The sequence below is a fragment of the Gaetbulibacter sp. S0825 genome (genome assembly GCF_011777505.1).
Taxonomy (GTDB): domain Bacteria; phylum Bacteroidota; class Bacteroidia; order Flavobacteriales; family Flavobacteriaceae; genus Pontimicrobium.
In genome coordinates this window covers 390,934-411,861 of sequence record NZ_JAATJT010000002.1, presented here as the reverse complement: position 1 = coordinate 411,861, position 20,928 = coordinate 390,934, and the positions used below count along the sequence as shown (strand labels likewise).

Annotated in this window: 20 protein-coding genes and 1 pseudogene; 5 read left to right on the top strand and 16 right to left on the bottom strand. The window is 31.9% G+C overall.

Features of this window, described 5'->3' with window-relative positions:
* Window positions 1-156 precede the first annotated feature (156 nt).
* The 4 genes and pseudogenes from HB672_RS09535 to tilS all read right to left on the bottom strand — a co-directional run.
* Window positions 157-1,584: pseudogene (locus HB672_RS09535) on the bottom strand (YifB family Mg chelatase-like AAA ATPase); the annotation flags it as partial.
* 42 nt (window positions 1,585-1,626) lie between these two features.
* Complete coding sequence (locus HB672_RS09530; RefSeq protein ID WP_167611538.1) at window positions 1,627-2,337, bottom strand: membrane or secreted protein; 711 nt, start codon at window positions 2,335-2,337, stop codon at window positions 1,627-1,629.
* Between the two features lie 207 nt (window positions 2,338-2,544).
* Window positions 2,545-3,510, bottom strand: a complete 966-nt coding sequence (locus HB672_RS09525; RefSeq protein ID WP_167611535.1) for an alpha/beta fold hydrolase — start codon at window positions 3,508-3,510, stop codon at window positions 2,545-2,547.
* Between the two features lies 1 nt (window position 3,511).
* On the bottom strand, window positions 3,512-4,822 hold the full coding sequence (tilS, locus tag HB672_RS09520; RefSeq protein ID WP_167611532.1) for a tRNA lysidine(34) synthetase TilS: 1,311 nt from the start codon (window positions 4,820-4,822) through the stop codon (window positions 3,512-3,514).
* 106 nt (window positions 4,823-4,928) lie between these two features.
* On the opposite strand from tilS, the gene HB672_RS09515 reads away from it, so the two are divergent.
* A complete protein-coding gene (locus HB672_RS09515; protein ID WP_167611528.1) occupies window positions 4,929-5,621 on the top strand; it encodes a hypothetical protein in 693 nt (230 codons plus the stop codon).
* On the opposite strand, the gene pabB is transcribed toward HB672_RS09515, so the two are convergent.
* Complete coding sequence (gene pabB / locus HB672_RS09510; protein WP_167611525.1) at window positions 5,618-6,907, bottom strand: aminodeoxychorismate synthase component I; 1,290 nt, start codon at window positions 6,905-6,907, stop codon at window positions 5,618-5,620. The two genes, HB672_RS09515 and pabB, sit on opposite strands and share 4 nt — an antisense overlap.
* Before the next feature lie 100 nt (window positions 6,908-7,007).
* On the opposite strand from pabB, the gene HB672_RS09505 reads away from it, so the two are divergent.
* Complete coding sequence (locus HB672_RS09505; RefSeq protein WP_167611522.1) at window positions 7,008-8,363, top strand: DEAD/DEAH box helicase; 1,356 nt, start codon at window positions 7,008-7,010, stop codon at window positions 8,361-8,363.
* Window positions 8,364-8,380: 17 nt separating this feature from the next.
* On the opposite strand, the gene HB672_RS09500 is transcribed toward HB672_RS09505, so the two are convergent.
* From HB672_RS09500 to HB672_RS09465, 8 genes are all read right to left on the bottom strand, one after another.
* Window positions 8,381-9,058 carry a DUF6624 domain-containing protein gene (locus HB672_RS09500; protein ID WP_167611519.1) on the bottom strand — a complete coding sequence of 226 codons (678 nt, stop codon included), beginning with the start codon at window positions 9,056-9,058 and terminating at the stop codon, window positions 8,381-8,383.
* A 20-nt stretch (window positions 9,059-9,078) separates the two neighbouring features.
* Complete coding sequence (gene rsgA, locus HB672_RS09495) at window positions 9,079-10,143, bottom strand: ribosome small subunit-dependent GTPase A (RefSeq protein WP_167611516.1); 1,065 nt, start codon at window positions 10,141-10,143, stop codon at window positions 9,079-9,081.
* Window positions 10,140-10,931, bottom strand: a complete 792-nt coding sequence (locus HB672_RS09490; RefSeq protein WP_208864202.1) for an N-acetyltransferase — start codon at window positions 10,929-10,931, stop codon at window positions 10,140-10,142. The genes rsgA and HB672_RS09490 overlap by 4 nt, the downstream gene beginning before the upstream one ends.
* 1 nt (window position 10,932) lies before the next feature.
* Window positions 10,933-11,469 (bottom strand): TetR/AcrR family transcriptional regulator, encoded by a 537-nt coding sequence (locus HB672_RS09485; protein ID WP_167611510.1) that lies wholly within the window; start codon window positions 11,467-11,469, stop codon window positions 10,933-10,935.
* Between the two features lie 118 nt (window positions 11,470-11,587).
* Complete coding sequence (locus HB672_RS09480) at window positions 11,588-12,844, bottom strand: alpha/beta hydrolase-fold protein (RefSeq protein ID WP_167611507.1); 1,257 nt, start codon at window positions 12,842-12,844, stop codon at window positions 11,588-11,590.
* Window positions 12,845-12,867: 23 nt separating this feature from the next.
* On the bottom strand, window positions 12,868-13,272 hold the full coding sequence (locus HB672_RS09475; RefSeq protein ID WP_167611504.1) for a MotA/TolQ/ExbB proton channel family protein: 405 nt from the start codon (window positions 13,270-13,272) through the stop codon (window positions 12,868-12,870).
* Between the two features lie 117 nt (window positions 13,273-13,389).
* The gene (locus HB672_RS09470; protein WP_167611501.1) at window positions 13,390-14,712 is read right to left on the bottom strand and encodes a serine hydrolase domain-containing protein; all 1,323 of its coding nucleotides are present in this window, start codon (window positions 14,710-14,712) and stop codon (window positions 13,390-13,392) included.
* A gap of 6 nt (window positions 14,713-14,718) precedes the next feature.
* Entirely contained in the window at window positions 14,719-15,342 is a 624-nt protein-coding gene (locus tag HB672_RS09465) for a thioredoxin family protein (RefSeq protein WP_167611498.1), read from the bottom strand.
* A 181-nt stretch (window positions 15,343-15,523) separates the two neighbouring features.
* Between HB672_RS09465 and HB672_RS09460 the strand changes: the two genes are divergently transcribed.
* On the top strand, window positions 15,524-16,576 hold the full coding sequence (locus HB672_RS09460; RefSeq protein ID WP_167611496.1) for a histidine kinase: 1,053 nt from the start codon (window positions 15,524-15,526) through the stop codon (window positions 16,574-16,576).
* On the top strand, window positions 16,577-17,293 hold the full coding sequence (locus HB672_RS09455; protein ID WP_167611493.1) for a response regulator transcription factor: 717 nt from the start codon (window positions 16,577-16,579) through the stop codon (window positions 17,291-17,293).
* A gap of 94 nt (window positions 17,294-17,387) precedes the next feature.
* Here HB672_RS09455 and HB672_RS09450 read toward each other — a convergent pair whose 3' ends face one another.
* Genes HB672_RS09450 through HB672_RS09440 form a run of 3 tightly spaced genes read right to left on the bottom strand, consistent with a single transcriptional unit; the run spans window position 17,388 to window position 18,967 of the window.
* Window positions 17,388-18,194, bottom strand: coding sequence for a mechanosensitive ion channel domain-containing protein (locus tag HB672_RS09450; RefSeq protein ID WP_167611490.1), 807 nt, complete (start codon window positions 18,192-18,194; stop codon window positions 17,388-17,390).
* A gap of 22 nt (window positions 18,195-18,216) precedes the next feature.
* Window positions 18,217-18,393 carry a hypothetical protein gene (locus HB672_RS09445; RefSeq protein WP_167611486.1) on the bottom strand — a complete coding sequence of 59 codons (177 nt, stop codon included), beginning with the start codon at window positions 18,391-18,393 and terminating at the stop codon, window positions 18,217-18,219.
* Window positions 18,383-18,967: an RNA polymerase sigma factor gene (locus tag HB672_RS09440; RefSeq protein WP_167611483.1), complete on the bottom strand. Its 585-nt coding sequence runs from the start codon at window positions 18,965-18,967 to the stop codon at window positions 18,383-18,385. The genes HB672_RS09445 and HB672_RS09440 overlap by 11 nt, the downstream gene beginning before the upstream one ends.
* Before the next feature lie 236 nt (window positions 18,968-19,203).
* Here HB672_RS09440 and HB672_RS09435 point away from each other — a divergent pair, with 236 nt between their 5' ends.
* Window positions 19,204-20,922: a hypothetical protein gene (locus HB672_RS09435; protein WP_167611480.1), complete on the top strand. Its 1,719-nt coding sequence runs from the start codon at window positions 19,204-19,206 to the stop codon at window positions 20,920-20,922.
* The last annotated feature ends 6 nt before the right edge of the window (window positions 20,923-20,928 follow it).

The following is a 20,928-nucleotide window of genomic DNA, read 5'->3' as shown; positions in this document are numbered from 1 at the left end:
ATGATTACAAAGGAGTAACCACATTACAAAGGTAAATTTATAACACAAAAATTAAATAAAAACAAGTCAATATTCGAGTAACTATAATAAAATTAAATCAAAAAAGTCAATGTTTATAAGGCTTTCAATGAACTATATGTAAAATAGAGTATTATTTAATATTCTATCATATGCTCTTGCAGATAAATTTAAGCGCTCCATAGCTACTTTTAGCAATTCCATAGATGCCTCATCTAACTTGCAATACTTTCTAATTTGTTTGGTATTCATTTGCGCATTGTAATGCACTTTATCTGATTCTTTAAAGCGTTGTGTTTGTATCTCTCTAGCCGCAGTCACACGTTTTCTAATATCAACAGACGATTCGCTTTTACGTTCTTCAGAGAGCTTTTCAAAAGGTACAGGCGTCACTTCAATATGGATATCAATACGATCTAATAAAGGCCCAGAAATCTTACTTAGATAGCGCTGCATTTCGGCAGGCGAACTTGTCACAGGTGCATCTGGATCATTAAAATAGCCACTTGGGCTTGGGTTCATGCTCGCCACCAACATAAAACTACTTGGATAGGTAACCGTGAATTTTGCTCTGGAAATTGTCACCTCTCTATCCTCTAAAGGTTGTCGCATCACTTCCAAGACTTCGCGTTTAAACTCTGGTAATTCATCTAAAAACAACACACCGTTATGAGATAATGAGATTTCTCCAGGTTGCGGATAACTTCCACCACCAACAAGAGCAACATTTGAAATTGTATGATGAGGCGACCTAAAAGGTCGTTGCGCCATGAGTCCTGCGTGTTCTTTAACACGACCAACCACCGAATGAATTTTAGTCGTTTCTAAAGCTTCATGTAAAGTCATTGGAGGCAAAATAGACGGCAATCGTTTTGCCAACATGGTTTTTCCTGCTCCTGGTGGTCCAATTAAAATTATGTTATGTCCACCAGCTGCTGCAATTTCCATACAACGTTTGATACTTTCTTGTCCTTTTACATCTGAAAAATCAAATTCTGGAAAGTTTAGGTTTTTGGCGAATTCTGCTCGCGTATCAATGATTGTTTGCTCCAGTACTTCTCCTTTATCAAAGAAATCAATCACTTGCTTTATATTATCAACACCATAGACTTTTAGATTGTCTACAATAGCCGCCTCTTTAGCGTTTTGACTTGGCAAAATAAATCCCTTAAAACCCTCTTCTCTCGCCTTAACAGCGATTGGCAAAGCACCTTTTATGGGTTGTAAACTTCCATCTAATGACAGCTCACCCATTATTAGGAAATCTTCTAAGTTTTCAGCATTTATTTGAGAAGATGCCGCAAGAATACCAATAGCCAAGGTTAAATCGTAAGCAGAACCTTCTTTACGTAAATCGGCTGGTGCCATGTTGATGGTAATTTTCTTTCCGGGAATTTTATAGTCGTTATTCTGTAAAGCCGCAGCAATACGATAATTACTTTCTTTTATAGCGTTATCTGGTAATCCAACTAAATGATACCCTATGCCTTTATCTACATTAACTTCTACGGTAATTGTAGAGGCTTCGACTCCAAAAACAGCACTAGCAAATACTTTTTTAAGCATACATGATTGGTTTGCTTAAATGTAAGAAAAATTATAAAAAAATTATTGTCTCACTGTCCAAATCTCATGCATTGGGTCGCCTTTACTTGAAAATCCTTTGTGATGCCAGTTTCCATCAGCAAAATTAAAATCAAATTCTAAGCTTGCACCAACTCTTGAATCATCTCTTGAAAAGAACTCAATATTTTCGGTGTATTTACCATCTACGGTAGTGTAAGTTCCACCTCCTGTTCCCATAAATTGTTTTGTTTCGGTATTATAGGCAATCCATTGAAAACGCGTTCCAGATAGCATTTTCATGGTTTTTCTAGGTCTAGTAATATCACGTGATTGCTCTTTCCCATCTCTAACACGACCAGACATTAACCAAGCTCCTTGCAGTTTTCCTGGTGTCCCATCGTCAATTCTAGTTAATTTCATACTACTCCCAACAATTTCCATTGTTGTATCGGTAATTTTAACTTCAAAACTTACTTCAGTTCCAACACGCTCAGGAGTTACAGTGTCAAACTCAACTTTTTCTGTCATCGTATTTCCCTCTAATTTCCAAGTTCCTCCGTTAGTTTGAACAAATTTACCTGTTTTTGCATCATATGTTGATACTACTTGATAGCCATCAGCAATTATAACTACACTTTTCAATTTTCCTCCAGTTTCAGAAGTGTGGTAACCTTCCCAAGCGCCAATAATATTTTGTGCATTCATTCCTAAGGATGCTACAAAACAGAATAGCAAAACAAATATTTTCTTCATAATTGGTTGATTTTGTATAAATATATAAAATATTGAGATACAACATTATTCAATTTAATGTAAAATAGTATAGTGCTTGCTTAGTTTATTAGCCTATATTTGCAGCCACTTAAATAGCTACTTGTAGTTGTTTAGGTATTACACAAAAAAGAATCCTATAGTATGGTCACTATGGGATTCGCTTTTTTATATACTTCTGTAACTTGATTAGTCTTGATTTATTCCAAAAAACTCAAGTGCTCTTTTTTCATTGTAGTAATAGCTCTTTAACTGAATAAAACCAACATGACCTCCATGATTTGGCATTTCTAAATGTAAATAACTATTTGCTTTTGCTTCTTTTACTGGATAGCATTCAGGAGATAAAAAAGAATCATTCAATGCATTTATAATTAATGTAGGTATTTTAATATTTGGTAAAAATTGTAAACTACTGCACTGCGTATAATAATCTAACGCATCCTTAAAACCATGTGCTCTTGATGTATAAATATTATCAAAATCTATTAAAGTATTAATTGAGTTTATTTCCTTAACACTCAGTCTATCTGTATGTTGAGTTTGTTTTATCTTTAATCGATTAACTAAATACTTTTTAAAATTATTATGATATAATCTATTTTTAAATGTATGCAGTTCTTTACAAGAACCATGCAAATCGCAAGGTACAGAAACTGCAACAACACCTTTAATTTGAGTTGGCACATCTCTTCGTTCACCAATATACTTCAACACCATATTTGCTCCTAAGCTAATACCATGGAAGTATATCTCGGAATAATGCTTTGAATCAATTAAATGATTAATAATATCAACCAAATCTTCGGTAGCTCCTGAGTGATAGCTTCGATATTTTAAATTAGGCTCGCCACTACAACCACGAAAATTTACACAAACGGCATCTACACCATGAGTATTAAATAGTTTTGCAACTCCAGTCATATAAGGTCGCTGTCCATTCCCTTCAAGGCCATGCAACATCACAATTACTTTGTTAGTCGTGTCTTTAGTATAACTCCAATCTAAGTCTAAAAAATCATTATCACTAAGCGTAATACGCTCTCGTTCTTGAATTAAACCATTTACTCTTCTAGCCAGTCCTGAATACACAGTAGAAACAAAACCATTTCTAAATAAAAAAGGTGGCTTATACGCCGATTCTACTATTGGCATTTTATTGTATGGTTATCTTTAATATTTGCGTAGTATTGTCTGTGACTTTAAATCTGTTGTCTGCTCTATGACCAACAATCCAAATAATATCATTACCTGAGCATAGCAACCACGTGTTTTCCTTATCTAATAAAGAAAATTTCTCGTCTTTAAAGTATTTACTCACCTTCTTTTTTCCTGTCATTCCTGAAGGATAAAAAGCATCACCTTGCTCCCATTTCCTGAGAGTTAATGGGAAACTTAAACTTGACAAGTCGAAATACACTGTGCTTTTTGAAGCTTCATCTTTACTAGCAACTTTAGAAATTGACAACTTCCCGAAAGGTGTTAAAACAACGTTTTGAGAATAGGTGATTTTAATTGATTCGTTAGGCAAATTTGTTATTTCAGATAATATTAAATACTCCCTATCTTTCAATAAACGATGTGTGTTTGAAAACACTTGTTTCCCAGATTGCGCAATTAACAATTCCAATATGTCTTGCCATTGTGTAAAACCATAACCATTTAATAATTCATACAAATAGGCTTTTGGATTATTTAATTGTTGTATTTCATTGATATTAAAAGCCACACCATTGTTCTTGGTCTTACTTACAATATTTTGTGCAACCTCATCCACTTTGTCATTAACGATTGATTTTGCATCATTTAAGTATTGTTGAGTTTTCTCGAAGTTTTGTAATAGCTGCGGATTGATTCCTTTTAAAATAGGAATCACATCATGACGCAATTTATTTCGCAAATATTTGGTTGATGAATTGCTACTGTCCTCTCTCCATTGCAGTTTATACGCTTTAGCAAACTTTTCTACATCGTCTCTAGTAAATGGCAACAAAGGTCTCACAATAGCACCATTAACCTTTGGAATTCCTAACAAACCATCTAAACCAGTACCTCTGGATAAATTAATCAAGAAGGTTTCAAAATTATCATCAGCATGATGCGCTGTTAAAATATAGTTGAATTTTAATTGTGCTTTTAGTTCTTCAAACCAGTAATAACGCAATGTTCTGGCAGCCATTTGCATACTTATTTTCTCATCAGCAGCAAATTTTTTTGTGTCAAAATTTTCAATAAATACTTCTAATTCCCAATCTTCAGCTAACTGCAACACAAAATCTTCATCTGCATCACTTTCAATACCTCTAAGGTTAAAATTACAATGAGCTAAAGAAATATTCAAACCCATTTTCTTGCATACATATGCTAAAACTACGCTATCCACTCCTCCAGAAATTGCAATAAGAAGTTTGTTTTCTTTAAGGAAAGGAAGCTGTTCGTTTATATGGTTTTGGAATTTTTTTAGCATGGTTTCAAATATACAACATTGATGATATTAAATTGAATGTGATAATTATCATATTATTAAACATGATTGTTTTTTAGTTTTAAATATTAATTTAAAATTTCAGATAATGAGCACGATAAAAAAAATAATGGATAAAAGCACCCAAACAGAATTCGATAAAAAAGTGCTATCAGCAGTTCAGCATCTACATGCCTACATAAAGCATCGTTTATATATTGCCGAATCCACAGGGGTTTTACCAAGAAACATGTATACCTCTAATGATATTATTGATGAAGGTATTGCAAAACACTACAGTAAAGGCATCAACATCGACTTGGAAGAAATGGCTATTAAACTTGATCTTTTTAAGATTGTGGATAACGATTTAAATGAACTATTAAAAAAAGAAGCATTTCATAAAAATACTCAAAGTACGAGCACCATTTTAGAAGAAGAATTAGATAGCTTAGAAGAGAATTTTACACTTGATGCAGATATGGATTACGTGATGAACGAAGATTTAGAAGACATTTCTTATCAGCAAGACAATAAGCATAAGCACTTGTTTTTATATGATGATAATAACTCCTCAGTCATAAGTGCTCTTGAAATGGAAGATATATCTACACAACATACCAAAAAACTATTAGGTAAGTTCTACACGTGGTTGCCAATGAATATAACTGATGTTGTTGATTTATTTGTTTTTGGAAAACTTAGTTTTGAAGACATCTCAAAAATAAAAGACATAGAAATTAAACGCATTGAAAGAATTTTTGAAAGCGTTCAAAAAAGTTTTAGAAAGAATCTACCTTAATGCTCTAAAACCTCTCGCATCGCTTTTGCTTTCACTAAGCATTCCTCATATTCTTTTAATGGGTCACTTTTTGCCGTAATCGCTCCTCCAACCGAATAGGATACGTATTGCTTTGTGGCATTGTACAAAATGCTTCTAATAATCACGTTAAAATCAAAATCACCATCTGGAGTAAAGTAACCCACAGCTCCTGAGTATAAGCCTCTTTTAGTTTCTTCAAGCTCTTCTATAATTTTCATTGCTGAAATTTTGGGAGCGCCTGTCATACTTCCCATCGGGAATGTTGTTCTTAAAACGTCTACAGGAGAAATTCCTTCTCTTAGTCTTGAAGATACGCTAGATATCATTTGATGTACTTGGTCGAAGGTGTACACCTTACACAACTCTTCAACTTGCACGCTACCTTTTATGGCTGTTTTAGAGAGATCATTTCTCACCAAATCTACAATCATGATGTTTTCGCTACGCTCCTTTTCATCATTCGATAATTGTTTAATCAGCAATGCATCTTCTTTAGCATTATCAGATCGCTTAGACGTTCCCTTAATTGGCTGAGACACTACATAGTCATGCTTTTTCTTAATATAACGCTCTGGTGATGCCGATAATAAAAACTTATCGTACACCTTCAAAAAAGTTGCAAAAGGTGGTCTAGAAATACTGTTGAGTTTTTTATAGGTCTCAACTGGGTTTATCTGTGTGTCTTCGGCATAGAACTCTTGACAAAAATTGGCTTCATAAATATCGCCACGATGTATATGACTTAAAAGTTCGTTTACTTTATTGAAATACTCATCCTTATGAATTCGAAGATGAATTTTTACATGATTTTCATGAACTTCATCATCAAATTCCTGAGCATTTATCGCACTTAAATCCTCATTAAACTCATCAGAAATCATGTTTAAATACAATACACTGAGCCTGTTTCCTTTAATTAAGAATATTTTTTTTGGCTGGAAGAAGTATAACTCTGGAAACTCAAGGCCATCAAAGTTATTGGATGCTAACTGCTCGATATCATTTTTTAAATCGTAAGATAAATAACCAAAAATCCAATCGTTAGTCTTTGTTTGATACTCATGTAATTTATCGAAAGCATTGTGATAGTCTGACTGGATACTCGTCATTGCATCTATTGCTAATACAGCATCATATTCGGTATTCAAGTTTTGGTAATTGTTGGAATCTAACCAAACCGCATCATCAAACTGCTGGCTCCAAAGCAAAAGTTTTTCCTTGAAACTGGAAATATCCTTAATTAAAACCGACTTATGTTTACGCAATGAATGAGTGATTTATGAAGTCGCAAAGGTAAACAGATAAATGTAATTTAAAAGGACGATGTTATGAGAAACCCTTACCTTTGTCGCTAAATTTTTTAACGTGACTTTCGAAGAGCTAAATCTTACTACTCCTTTACGCAATGCCATTTCTGACCTTGGCTTTGAAAAACCTACACCTATTCAAGAACAATCGTTTAATGTAATTGGCTCAGGTAAAGATGTGGTTGGTATTGCACAAACTGGTACTGGAAAAACGTTTGCTTATGGTTTGCCAATTTTAAAGAACTTACCTTTTGCAAAACAAGATAACCCAAGAGTGCTGGTTTTGGTGCCAACTCGTGAATTGGTAGTACAAGTTGTTGAAGAGTTTGAGAAAATTGCCAAATACGTTAATGTGCGCATATTGGGCGTATATGGAGGCACTAACATCAACACGCAAAAGCAAGCAGTAGCAGAAGGTTTGGATATATTAATAGCTACTCCTGGACGCCTATATGATTTGGCAGTTAGCAGAACATTGCAATTAAAATCAATACAAAAATTAGTGATTGATGAAGTAGATGTGATGCTAGACCTTGGTTTTAGACACCAATTATTAAATATTTTTGATATTCTTCCAGAGCGCAGACAAAACATTATGTTTTCTGCAACAATGACTAAGGATGTAGACGAACTAATTACCGATTTTTTTATTAATCCGCATCGTATTTCTATCGCTGTGTCTGGAACACCGCTCGAAAACATTAAGCAAGAACGTTATAATGTACCGAATTTTTATACCAAAGTTAATTTGGTAAATCATTTACTTGAAGATAGAGACACGTATAACAAAGTATTGATATTCGTTGCGTATAAACGTATGGCAGATCGTTTATTTGATCAGCTTGAAGAATCGTATTATGGCGAGTCTTGTGTGATTCACTCTAACAAAACGCAAAACTACAGACTTAGAAGTATTAGCCAATTTGAAAATGGAGAGAACCGCATATTAATTGCAACTGATGTTATGGCTCGTGGTCTAGATATCGATAGTATTTCTCATGTTATAAATTTTGACACACCTGAGTACCCTGAAAACTATATGCATCGTATTGGTAGAACTGGTCGTGCAGAAAAAGAAGGACACTCTCTTGTGTTTAGCACCGAAAAAGAGCAAGAGGCTATAGAAAACATCGAAGAACTGATGCAAATGACGATTCCTGTTTTAGAATTACCTGAAGCTGTCGAGATTTCTAAAGAACTTATCGAAGAAGAGCGTCCGCAACTAAAAGAACGTTACAACCCTTTAAACCGTAATAAGGACGATGATGCTCCTGGTCCAGCATTCCATGAGAAATCTGCAAAAAACTCTAAAGAAAATCTTGGTGGTTCTTATAAATTTAAAATTGCTAAAAAATATAAGAAGCCTAAAACTCGAGGTGACAAGAATTATAATAAGCGGAATAAAAGGAAGTAACTGTTAAGCTTGTTGATTTAATTTGAGGATTTCTTTTGTTGTGCTTCAAACTCCTTACTTCGCTGGATTTGCTCTTCAAGATTCCAATCGAAATCAAATCTAGCTTTAAGGAATTCTGCAATTGGTTCAAGCCCAATTTCTGCGCGACGTTTATCAATATTTTCTGGCTCAAAAACAGGCCACACATTAAAGCTTTTAGTTTCAGGGTAATACTTCATTTGTCCTCCATAAATTTGAAGTTGTCCTTGTTCGGTAGCGATTCTATCTTGTGCTCTAACTAAAAACCTTGGTTGCAATTGTTTGGCTAAAACAGCTTCTTTCATCATTGGTAAATATTTTATACGCACATCATTTTCGGCATGTTGTATCACATTGCAAATAGTCCAATTACCTTGTTCTCCTATCACACTTTTTTCTGGCCAACCTTTACTATCTAAGAGGTTAGTAATTTTTTCTTCATTTATTGCATGGTTTTTTTCATAAATAAGCTGATATTTTTCGGCTTCTTTAGAATCTGCACCATACAATTCAATCATTGAGTCTCTCAAGGTAATTGGTTGTTGCTCTGTAGTCCAAATAGAATCTAGCATGGATATTAGCTGTTCGTTGGTTTGGCTAGGTGCTTTTTCAATAGTTTTCTTTTGATCAGCACAAGACACTGCAAAAAATAATACCAATAGTAGAGTAATTCTCATTCTTTCTTAATTTTTTTGATTCAATACTTCGTATTCCTTCTTTGTTTCTGAACGTTTTTAATCAATTTTCCTAAATCTTTATCTTTCTTTTTACGCTCTAAAGCATCCGATTCGAAATGTTCTTTTTCTCTCTCCATTTTTCGAAAATTAGCAAAGGCTTCCGTATTTATATCGCCATTTTCTATCGCTTCTTGTACTGCACATCCATTTTCATGTTCGTGAGTACAATCTTTAAATTTGCATTGCTCTGCAAACTCTAAAATAGTATCGAATGTGACTTCTAATCCGCTTGTAGTATCAGCAATACCAACTTCTCGCATTCCAGGGTTATCAATTAAAACACCTCCATTGTTTAATACGATTAACTCTCTATGACTGGTAGTGTGTTTCCCTTTATTAACGCTAGTGCTTATCTCGGCTGTTTTCATAAGCTCATTTCCAGATAGACCATTAAGCAATGTGGACTTCCCTACTCCAGAAGAGCCTAATAAGCAATAGGTATTTCCTTTATCTATAAATGTCTCTAAAGCATCATAACCATTGGGTAAATTACTCACAGTAATGGTTTTTACATCTTTAATTCTGTTGTTAATTTGAATTAGGATAGTTTCAAGGTCATCATTAGAAATCAAATCGGTTTTACTCAATACAATAACAGGAACTACTTTGGAAGCGTTGCAAATAATAAGGTAGCGTTCTAAACGGTTTAAATTAAAGTCTCTGTCAACTGCTTGCACAATTAATCCGTAATCGATATTCGTGGCGATTATTTGTACTTGCCCAGACTTACCAACTGCTTGTCTCTCAAGAATAGAATAGCGAGGAAATACTTTATGAATAAGTCCTTTACCTTCGTCATATTCTGTAAAAGCTACCCAATCGCCTACTGCTGGAAAATCGTATCTGCTTTCGGCTGTAAACCTTAAATTCCCAATAAGTTCGGCATCAAATTCAGCTTTTGGTGTTTTTACTACATAGCGTTCTTTGTGTTCCAGGATAACACGACCAACTTCAAAAGCATCGAGTCCGTTTTCTATTCTAAAAGATTCTAGTGAATCATTATATCCTAAATCTTTAAGCGTCATTTTCTAAAGTAAATTAATATCAAAAATAATATTAGAGCAATAAAACCCTGCTCTTTCAATAGCTTTTTGAGAGTCAATATTGTCAATGGTTGTAGAGCATATAGGGTTTCTATTTTGCTCAATTGCTTTATGAGCCATTTGTTGTAACATTTTTGTTGCCAAGCCTTTTTTCTGTGTTCAGTATTTACTGAAACACCAACATCGGCAAAGCTTAATTGCGTATCGCTTAATCTGCATTCGCCAGTTGCAATAATGGTGTCGTTTTCGAGAGCTATAAAGAGTTCTTTTCTAGATACCAAATTATCGACATAACCAAAAGTATCGTCAAACCCTACATGCTCTTTGTAATAACTTCTAATTGTGTTTGATAATTCTGGAGTAACCAATTCTACCTTTAATGAATTTTCATCTTCCAAAGAACGATTAGAATATTCGTAACAAAACGTATTTGTTTTCATTGATACTGAATGAAATAAACAAGCGTTAAATGATAATGGTTCTATAGAACTTAAGCTTGCCGAAGTAATCAATTTTAAATCAATCAAGTTTCTAATAACTGTTTGCATTAAATACCTGTATTCATTTATTACAAATACTTGCAATAATGCTGCATCGTTATCAATACAGCAATAGCCAATATGCTTGTTGTCTTTTTCAATCAAATATGTTTGTGATGACGCAATGTATAGGTCTTGCCACATGGAGTCTAAGGGCGCTACAAGCGTTTTGTACAACCCCTTTCTAAATGCCTTTATAGTACTATAATCATCTGTTTTTATAAAATTCATTTTAGGTGTATTTATCAAGTATTTGTTTTTTTATTTGTCTTAATGGATAGTTTTCAAAAATGCATAAATAGTTTAGAGCAATTCCATCTAATTCTGCTATGAACATATAACTTAACACTTCAGCATTTTTTGAATCAATCTCGCTGAATATTAATTTAGTAGAATCAAGTATAATGTTAGATCTCTCTTTAATTAAGTCATTTAATACATCTCTTGTACTTGGTTGCAACATTAAACTCAAGTTTAACTGGAAGAACAGCTTGTCAGCTTCTAGTTGTCTAAATACAGATTCAATGATTTCCTTGAGTTTTTCTTTAGGAGATTCTTTGGAGCTACTAGATTGATTGATATCTACTATCAATTTTGTGGTATTAGAAAATATCTCTCTCAATAAATCATTTTTTGATTTAAAGTGATGGAAAATAAGTCCTTTGGAAACATTAGCTACTTCACAAACAGCAGAAAGTGGCGTATTCTCATATCCTCTTTCAGAGAATAGTTTAGTTGCAACATCTATAATTTGTTCTTTCTTATCCATAATAACACAAACTGACCGATTGGTCGGTTAGCAAATATATGTATTTAAGATTTAATTAAACAACTATAAATAAATAAAGCGCCCAAAGGGCGCTAAAAAAATAGTTAGTTATGTTAAACTAGTTCATCTTTTTGATTGATTTTATTCTATTTCTATAATAGTCATCTTTATTTAATTCAAAAGCCTTATAAGCATTTTTTAAAGCATTTATTTTGTCTTTTTTATCTAAATAAAAATCGACTAACCCATCATATCCATTAGCACTGTTTGGGTAATACTCTACAGCTAGGTTAAAAAATAATAATGCCTTTTCTGGTTGCTCCATTTGTAAATTCATATAACCATAACCGTTTAATAATTCTTCAATCATTGGAGGTGTTGGAGTGCCAAAAATATTGGAGTAAACTCTTTCTTGGTCTTTAAGCATTTTTCTTAATTCCTCAACTGAAGTTTCTGGATTATTATACTTTTGAGGTGATTTAAATTGATACCATTTAAACAGAAATACTAAACCATCTCTCATACTTGGTAATGGTACTGTACCGTGGAGATCTTCTGGATAAACTTTCCAAGAAAAGTTTAATCCATTTTGCTCTTGAGAACTAGCGAAGTTTGAAAAATCGACAATAGAGCGAGCAAACAAAGTAAACTCAGAAGTGTCCTCCATAATATTGTCTATAGTTACAGCTTCGTTTTGAATATGCAATTGTTCGGCAGCAAGAGAGACAAAAAGTGATTTTCCTTTAAAACTTTCAGATTTTAATTTTTCTTTAGCTTGAATTAAAAGCTTTTGATTGTCCCATTCAATACTTGGGTCTATAGCAATATAATTTTTAAATAAATGATTGTTGTTTATTAACACATCTAACGCGAATAAACCAGCATATGAATGTCCAATTAATGTCCTATACGATGTCGTTGGGTAAGTTTTATCAATATATGGAATTAGCTCTTTTTCAATAAACTGTCTGAAGTTATCAGCTCCTCCAGTCTCAACATTCATTGCGCTTCCTCTTCTTTCTTTTATCTGAGAGATAGTTAAATCTCTAGTTCTGTTAGTTCTATTAGAAATCCCGACAAGAATCATATGTGGTAAATAGTGTCCCCAATAATTATTATAAACCGCTTCTAAATTGTTCTTTAAGGAAAACCCATCTAACAAATAAACAACCGGATATTTAGTATTGCCATTTGGGTGATAATTTTCAGGAAGTTTAACCCAAAACTCTCTAGATTCATTTAAAGTATCTGAAAATAAGCTGTCAATGATTTCTGTTTCAATTTGTGTCTCACTATTCCCATTTGATTGAGAATTAATATTTTGATTAAAAAAAATAATTACAAGAATTATTAAAAATCGTGCTATAGCAATCATGAGTTTATTAATTATTTAAATTTCTAATCTTTTTGAAGCCCTTTTAATATTAATATTCCGATTCTGGCAATAATAAAAGTGAACAGACCAAAAGTCGCTGTTAATAAAGATACTTTAAGTCCACCTGCAAAAACAGATGGATCTGGATTACCAAAAGCTTCTACAGAATCGAAAGCAGAAATAAGCCCTAAAATAGAAGCGAAAAACCCAATTACTAATCCTAAAAGACTAGTATCAATAGCTAATTTGAGCATTTTTTTAGAGTAAGTGCTGTCCTTGCTTACACTCATGAATCCTTTAATTAAAAAGAAAATTGAAAGCAATAGACAGATTAATATTAATGTCATCATAAAAGGTCCTCCTTCCGAAAACCTGTCGGCAAATGGATTTGTAATTACTATTGTTGGTGCAATAAATAATGAATTCATAGTTATGGTTTTAATTAAACGTTAAACAAACATAGTCTTCTTTTTTAGCTATAAAATCTAATTGCGACAGATAACCAGTTTAGCAACTTAAATAACTTAAATTATGTTTAGGATCAATTACTCTTTCTTAATGCACTTTTTTTGCGATTCACCAGATTGGCTAAACAATAGTGATTTTGCACTTAAATCAAATTTTAAAATAACACCTAAGGCCTCTAAAGCGAATTCATCTTTTTCGGTTGGTTTTAAATCTTTCAAATCACTCCCTTCTGGTGCACCTTTTAAAATTTTGCCATCTGTTTTGAAAATCAATGTAAATGGTAATTCCTCACATTCATAAGTGCCTATATATTTCTTTAATTCTTCAGAGGTTAAGTCTATATTTTTAAAACTTGGTATTTCAATATCTTCGCCTATAGATGCATTTATTGCATTAAACATAATTGGCATCATACCATAATTTAAAGCATTGGCATTTAATGCTATTGCCGTTTTTAGCTCAGGCATATACACTAACATAGATTGAAAAAAATCAATTCTTCCATTATGTGCAAACAAAGTAAGTCCTGCTTTTTTAGCACTTAAAATTCCACTACCATATTCATCATTAATGGTAGTCATTATTTTAAAGCTATTTTTAGACATAAGCTTATCGCTAAACAATGCATTCATAAAGACAACTAAATCTGATGGATTAGAAACAATACCTCCTGCTCCACCTGGATTACTTAAATGTGCTTGTTTAGCTTCATGCAAGGAATTGTCATCTTCATAATAATATGAAAGGCTTTCGTTATTAGTTATATCTATTTCACTCCCATAATAAGTATTTTTTAACCCTAATGGTTTAGTAATGCGCTCTTCTAAAACTTGTTTATAAGATTTTTTTTCGATTCTTTCAAGAATATAACCCAATAGGACGAAATTAGTGTTACTGTATTCGTGTCGTTCTCCAGGTTGAAAATCTACATCGTGTTTAGCTATCATAGATAACATTTTCTCTTGTGTTGTTGGCTCTTGTTCATTAAAATTTTCATCAGCGGTTATATTAAACAATCCACTACTATGATTTAATAAATGAGCAATCTCAATTTTTTTAGCATTAGCCACTTCAGGGAAATACTCAAAAAGCTTAGTATCTAATGTCAACTTTCCTTCATCAATTAATTGAAAAATCATTACAGCTGTAAATGTTTTGGTAATTGAGCCTATTCTATACTTCGTTTTAGAAGTTGATTGCTTTTTTTCTTTATCATTAATATATTGGTATCCAACAGATTTTTCAAAAACGGTTTTGCCATCTTTTAATATGGTCATACTTCCCATAATCTTATCATTTTGATAGAGTAGATCTAAAAGGGTGTCTAACTGATTGTAATTAGTGTTTTGTGTGAATGCTATTTGACTGACTAACAGTAGTAATAATAGTATTTTCTTCATCTTATTCTATTTTAAATAATTATTAGATATTTTTATCATGCGCTCTTTAGTTAGGATAGAATCTGTATTGATATCTTCTATTATTTCTCCTAAATCATTAATAATAACAAAGCGAGGCACATAAGAAACTTCATACTTTTTTCTAAGCAAGTTTCCTTCCCTTTCATAAATGTTATATTTTAAGTTTATAAATGCCTTATTCATTTTACTTGCAACACTTTTGTCAGTTAACACCTCTTTATGAAATTGTATACATGGACCACACCAAACAGTATAGAAATCGATAAATAAAGGTTTATTAGTTTCTTTAGAAAACAGAAGAGCCTCTTCGAATGTTAGTTTTGAAAATTTTACTGGAGTTTCTTGATTAAATAATTCTTGATTGGTAGTATTAGATAATAATGAACGTGTGCCAACAATAAATATTAACGATATTGCTATTAGTGCAATAGACATTAAAATATTTCGAAGAATTCTTTTTTTAATAAACCCAAAAATTACTAGTAAAGTAATTGGTAGCATTGCCAATTTGCCATATGGTTGTGGGTTATTAAATATTAAAAAAATAGCATAAGTTAATAAAGCAATTAATATAACAATAAACTTCTTTTTTATCTTTTTATTTAGCATACTCTATTATTTCTAAGACAAAAATATTAGCAATAAAGATTACCAAAAATTAAAAGCGACAGATGACCAATTTAGCAATTGAAATAACCATCATGCTAAAACAAGCATTAAAACTGTCGTTCGTCTACAAAACTGATACGTCCAAAATAATTATAGTAATATTGTAACTTAATACATCTAGATGTATACCAAAGAAGTCATTTTAAAAAAAATAGCTCAAATATTACTTCACATTATTTTTTGGTGTGCAGTACTTCTATTTTTTACCTATTTTTTTGGCTTTGAAAACAACGATGATAACTACATTCTTTCTTTTTCATTGTTCTTAATGCCTATAACAATAGCTACTACCTATGTATCTATTTATAAGCTAATTCCAGACTATTTAATTAAAAAGAGATACTTTTTATTTGGTCTATACAGTTTATACACTCTTATTATTTCAGGCTACTTATTATTGGTTTCGGTGTTTTTTGGCTTAGGTTATTTATCTGAATTTAAGTATAATAACATGTCTCAATTAAGCAGAAGTTTGTTTTTTGTAATGATTGCTGTATATATAGTAGTTATAGTCGTGAGTGCATTTAAATTATTAAAACTTAATTTAAAGCACGCAGAAAAAACCAAAGAATTGGAAACTAAAATTTTAGATACACAACTAAAATTGAAAGAGCAAGAACTTAACTATTTAAAGATGCAAATCCATCCTCATTTCTTGTTCAATACTTTAAACACCATGTATGGTTTTGCTCTTAAAAAAGCCGATGAAACCCCTGAAATGATACTAAAACTATCTAATTTACTCGATTATTTATTGTATCAAGTCGATAAGCCTTTTGTATTGTTGTCTGATGAAATTAATCATATAAAGGATTATATAGAGTTAGAAAAAATGCGTTTTAATAATACGTTAGATGTGAATTTTAAATACGACAACATTCTAGAAACCAATAAAATAGCACCAATGTTATTATTGCCATTTATTGAAAACAGTTTTAAACATGGTAGTTTAAAAAATGGTGTGCTAAGTATAAATATAGATTTGTATTGTAATAAGGATGCTATCAATTTTTACATTGAAAATACGAATTCAAAATCTGAACACACCAAGAAAGGCATTGGTCTAGAAAATATGCAAAAACGATTGGATTTGTTATATAAGAATAAATACACTTTAACCATCGATAATACAATTGATTTTTATAAAGTACATTTAAAACTAAATAACAATTAATTGCAAGAGCAAAAAAACATATCATGTCTCATTGTAGATGATGAAGCCATTGCTAGAGATATTGTAGCAACACATCTTTCAAAAATTGCAAACATCTCTGTTATTGCTAGTTGTAGTAATGCTATGGAGGCTTTTAACGCCATAAGCAACCATAACATAGATTTGGTGTTTTTAGATATTAATATGCCTGAAATATCAGGAATTTCGTTTGCAAAATCGATAAACAAAGACATCAAGATTATTTTCACTACTGCTTATCGTGATTATGCAGTTGAAGGTTTTGAATTGCAAGCTGTAGATTATTTATTAAAACCCATTTCGTTCGAACGTTTGTTAAAAGCTGTAAACACTTATTTTGATGTATATAGTAAATCAAAAAACCACACGTTACAAAAAACAGAAAATAATAATTTCATGTTTGTGCGATCTGACAGACGCATGATAAAAATTGATTTTGATGATATTTTCTACATAGAAAGTTATAGCGATTACATCAAAATTCATTTAGCCAATGAAACTATCCTTACTCGCGAAACCATAAGTGCTATTGAAGCAAAACTACCAAAGAATACATTTATAAGGATTCACAGGTCGTTTATTGTTGCCTTGCAGAAAATATCTTCGTTTACAAACGAACAAATTGTTATTAAAAACAAATCCCTTACCATAAGTAGGAGTTATAAAAATGAAGTATTAGAATTATTAAAAAAATTCTAATAAAAAAAACCCTTCCCAAATAAATGAGAAGGGCATGCAAACAGTAAGTATCCATTAAGGTCTTCCCTAACAATAACTTATCATAACACAAGTTTTATCCCAAAATTTCAACTTGACTATTCACAATATCTTTAATAGGTATAATTAACTTACCTGTTGTTGTTTTTAACGTCATAGAGATATCATCTATTGCAATTATTTCTCCTTCAACACTGTTAAATTTTATACGTTGCCCAATTTCATAAGTACGTCTAGTATAATAGGTTCTCAATAAATCTGCTACTACTTCTCTTGCTCCCAATCCAATAGCTAATGCAAAAGCTGCTAGAAATGCACCAAAAATTAAACTAAGGTTGTTTGTAATAATATCTGTATTTATTCCTGCTTGATTTAATGCTGTAATAGAAATGATTGCCAAAAGAATAAAAAACACTAATTGGCTCACTATTTTTGAACCAGAAAGTTCAAACGATTTAAAAAATGATTGAACCGATTTTTTAACAAAATTGGCAATAAATAGGCCAATTACGAAAATAGCCGCAGCACTTAATAATTGTGGCAAATAAGAAATTAGATTCCCTATCTCTTCGGAAATAATGGTCATACCCATCATTTCAGATACTACAATAATAAGTATTAATAGCAATGACCATTTAATAAATGATATAATTATTTTGGTAAGGTTGACGTTAAGTTTCTTTCCTTCAATAATTTCAATATCATTAAGTTTTTCACCAAACTTGTCAATTTTAATAGCCCTTAAAGCACGTTTTAAAAGTGATAATAATAATTTAATAAATAGCCACCCAAATAGGAGCACCAAAAGTGCTTTTAAAATACTAACTCCTGTGGTTGAGAAGTTTTCAATGGCCATATTTTTAATTTCTGTTAGCTTTTCCATTAGTAATATTGTTAGGGTAATATTATTCTTTTCGATTTTTTATGGTTCGCTCAATAACGCTTCCAGCATTTAATGAAAATAAACTAGCTAATTCCATTAAAAGCTTTGCAATCGCAACGTCTTTCATCACCTTAGATTTTAGTTCCTGTGGAACTTCTTTTAAAGGTGTATTTATATATTCAAATGGATTATCGCTCATTTTCATTCTCGTTATATACATTAATGAGTTTCTCTTTCGCTCTCTTTATACGCATTTTTACAGCGCTTTCACCAATATCCAAGATATCTGTAAGCTCTTTAATACTTAAGTAATCTTGATATTTAAGCAACAGAATCATTTTCTCTTCTGGAGTTATTAGTTCTAGTGCTTCTTTCAATTTTTCAACCTTTAGTTGATTTATATCATTATCGTCATCTTCAATGCTATATCCTGAATCTTCAATATGTGTAGCATCTACCGATTGTTTTTCAATTTTTTTAGCTGTATTACGATTTACATAATTAACACAGTGATTGTATGTAAACGCATATAACCACGTTGAAAATTTAGAGTTCCCTTTAAAGGTCTTTAGTTTTACAAACAACTTTAAAAAAATGTCTTGTGCTAAATCTTCAGCTTCATCATCTCTTTTCGAAAACCCTCTACATTTATTATATACCATTTTCGCATAACGGTCATACAAAATTTCAAACAACAATGTATCATTAGAAGACACGATGGTCTTTACTAATTCTTCATCAGATAATTTATTAAAATCTTGCTCTGCTTTCAATGTTATAGTTAGGGTGTTTACATTGTTTAGACACTACATTTTTTAATAGGTCACAATGGGTTTAAATGTAGGGAAATAAATGAAAAAATAGGTCATATTGATGGCTTTCTTTTGCAATCTTAAAGCTTAACAATTAGCAACTTATAATAGTTAGATGTTTTAATAAGAAACTTGTATAATTCTTTTGGAGTATCATTTAGTATCTTTAACTTCTATCTAATTAAACTACCATAATAATGCTAAGAAAAGCTGTATTCCTATTAATAGTGTCTCTACTTATTTCTTGTAATGAGAACACCAACAAACAAAAAGAGTTATCAACTAAAAAACAAATAACCTCAAAATATTCTTGCGTACCTCCTATTACTGATGCAGATTGGTACAAAATTGACAATAAGGCACCATTGTTAGAAGGACTCAATGCTATAGACTACCCAATAACAACTAAAGATAGTTTAGTACAGCGTTATTTTAACCAAGGAATGACATTGGCTTATGGATTTAATCATGCCGAAGCTGCTCGTTCTTTTTATTATGCGACTAAATTAGATTCAACCTGCGCAATGGCTTTTTGGGGTTATGCTTATGTTTTAGGTCCAAATTATAATGCTGGGATGGAAGATGATAATTATCAAAGAGCCTACAATGCTATTCAAACGGCCATAAAACTTTCAAAAAATGCTACGGATAAAGAAAAAGCAATTATAGAAACCATGGCTATTCGCTATGCACAAGAACCACCAGAAGATCGTTATCAACTAGATGTTAACTATTCTACTGCAATGAAAAAGTTATATGATATATATCCTGATGACCCAGAAATAAGTACCCTTTATGCTGAATCTATTATGAATTTACATCCTTGGGATTTATATGATAAAGAGGGAAATGCTAAAGAATGGACTCCAGAAATTACTACATTATTAGAGACGCTTATAAAACAGTATCCTAAACATCCAGGAGCACATCATTTTTATATACATGCTACAGAAGCATCAAACACACCCGAAAGAGCAAATATTTCTGCCAAAGCGTTTGATGATGGTTTAGTGTCTGGTTCAGGACATTTATTACACATGCCTTCCCATGTGTATATTAGAACTGGTGAATATCATAAAGGAACACTATCAAATATTGCAGCAGTTGAAGCCGATAGCACTTATGTTACGTCATGCCATGCACAAGGAGCTTATCCTCTAGGGTATTATCCTCATAATTATCATTTCATGGCAGCAACAGCCACTTTAGAAGGTAACAGTCATTGGGCAATGATTGGAGCCAACAAAGTATCTGAACATGTGCATCCAGAAATCATGAAACAACCAGGTTGGGGAACTCTACAACATTATTACATCACTCCATATAATGTGGCAGTAAAATTTAAAAAATGGGATGACATTTTAGACATGCAATTTGAAACTTACGATTTAAAATATGTGAAAGCTGTAAGACATTATGCCGAAGGAATGGCTCATTTAGGTAAAGGAGATCAAGAAAGTGCGAAAAAGGAATTAGTACACTTAATTAAGCTAGCGAAAGACGAAGGTTTAAAGGAAATTACCATTTGGGATATTAATTCTGTATATGATTTAGTTCAAATAGCTTCCAAAGTACTAGAGGCTGAGTTATGGGCTTCTGAAGAAGACTATGCGACTAGCATCATTCTTTTAAAAGAAGCTATAACTATTGAAGATACACTCAACTATAATGAACCTCCAGATTGGTTTTTCTCTGTAAGACATCATCTAGGAGCTATACAAAATAAAGCAGGTAAATTTAATGAAGCCATTACAACATATAATGATGATTTAAAAAGACTCCCAAAGAATGGTTGGGCTTATCATGGCTTAAAACTAGCGTACCAAGGACTCGATGATGCAGAAAGTACAGAAAGAATAAATACCCTCTATAAAGAAAGCTGGAAAGATGCCGATTTTGAGATATTGGATTTTTAAATAAAT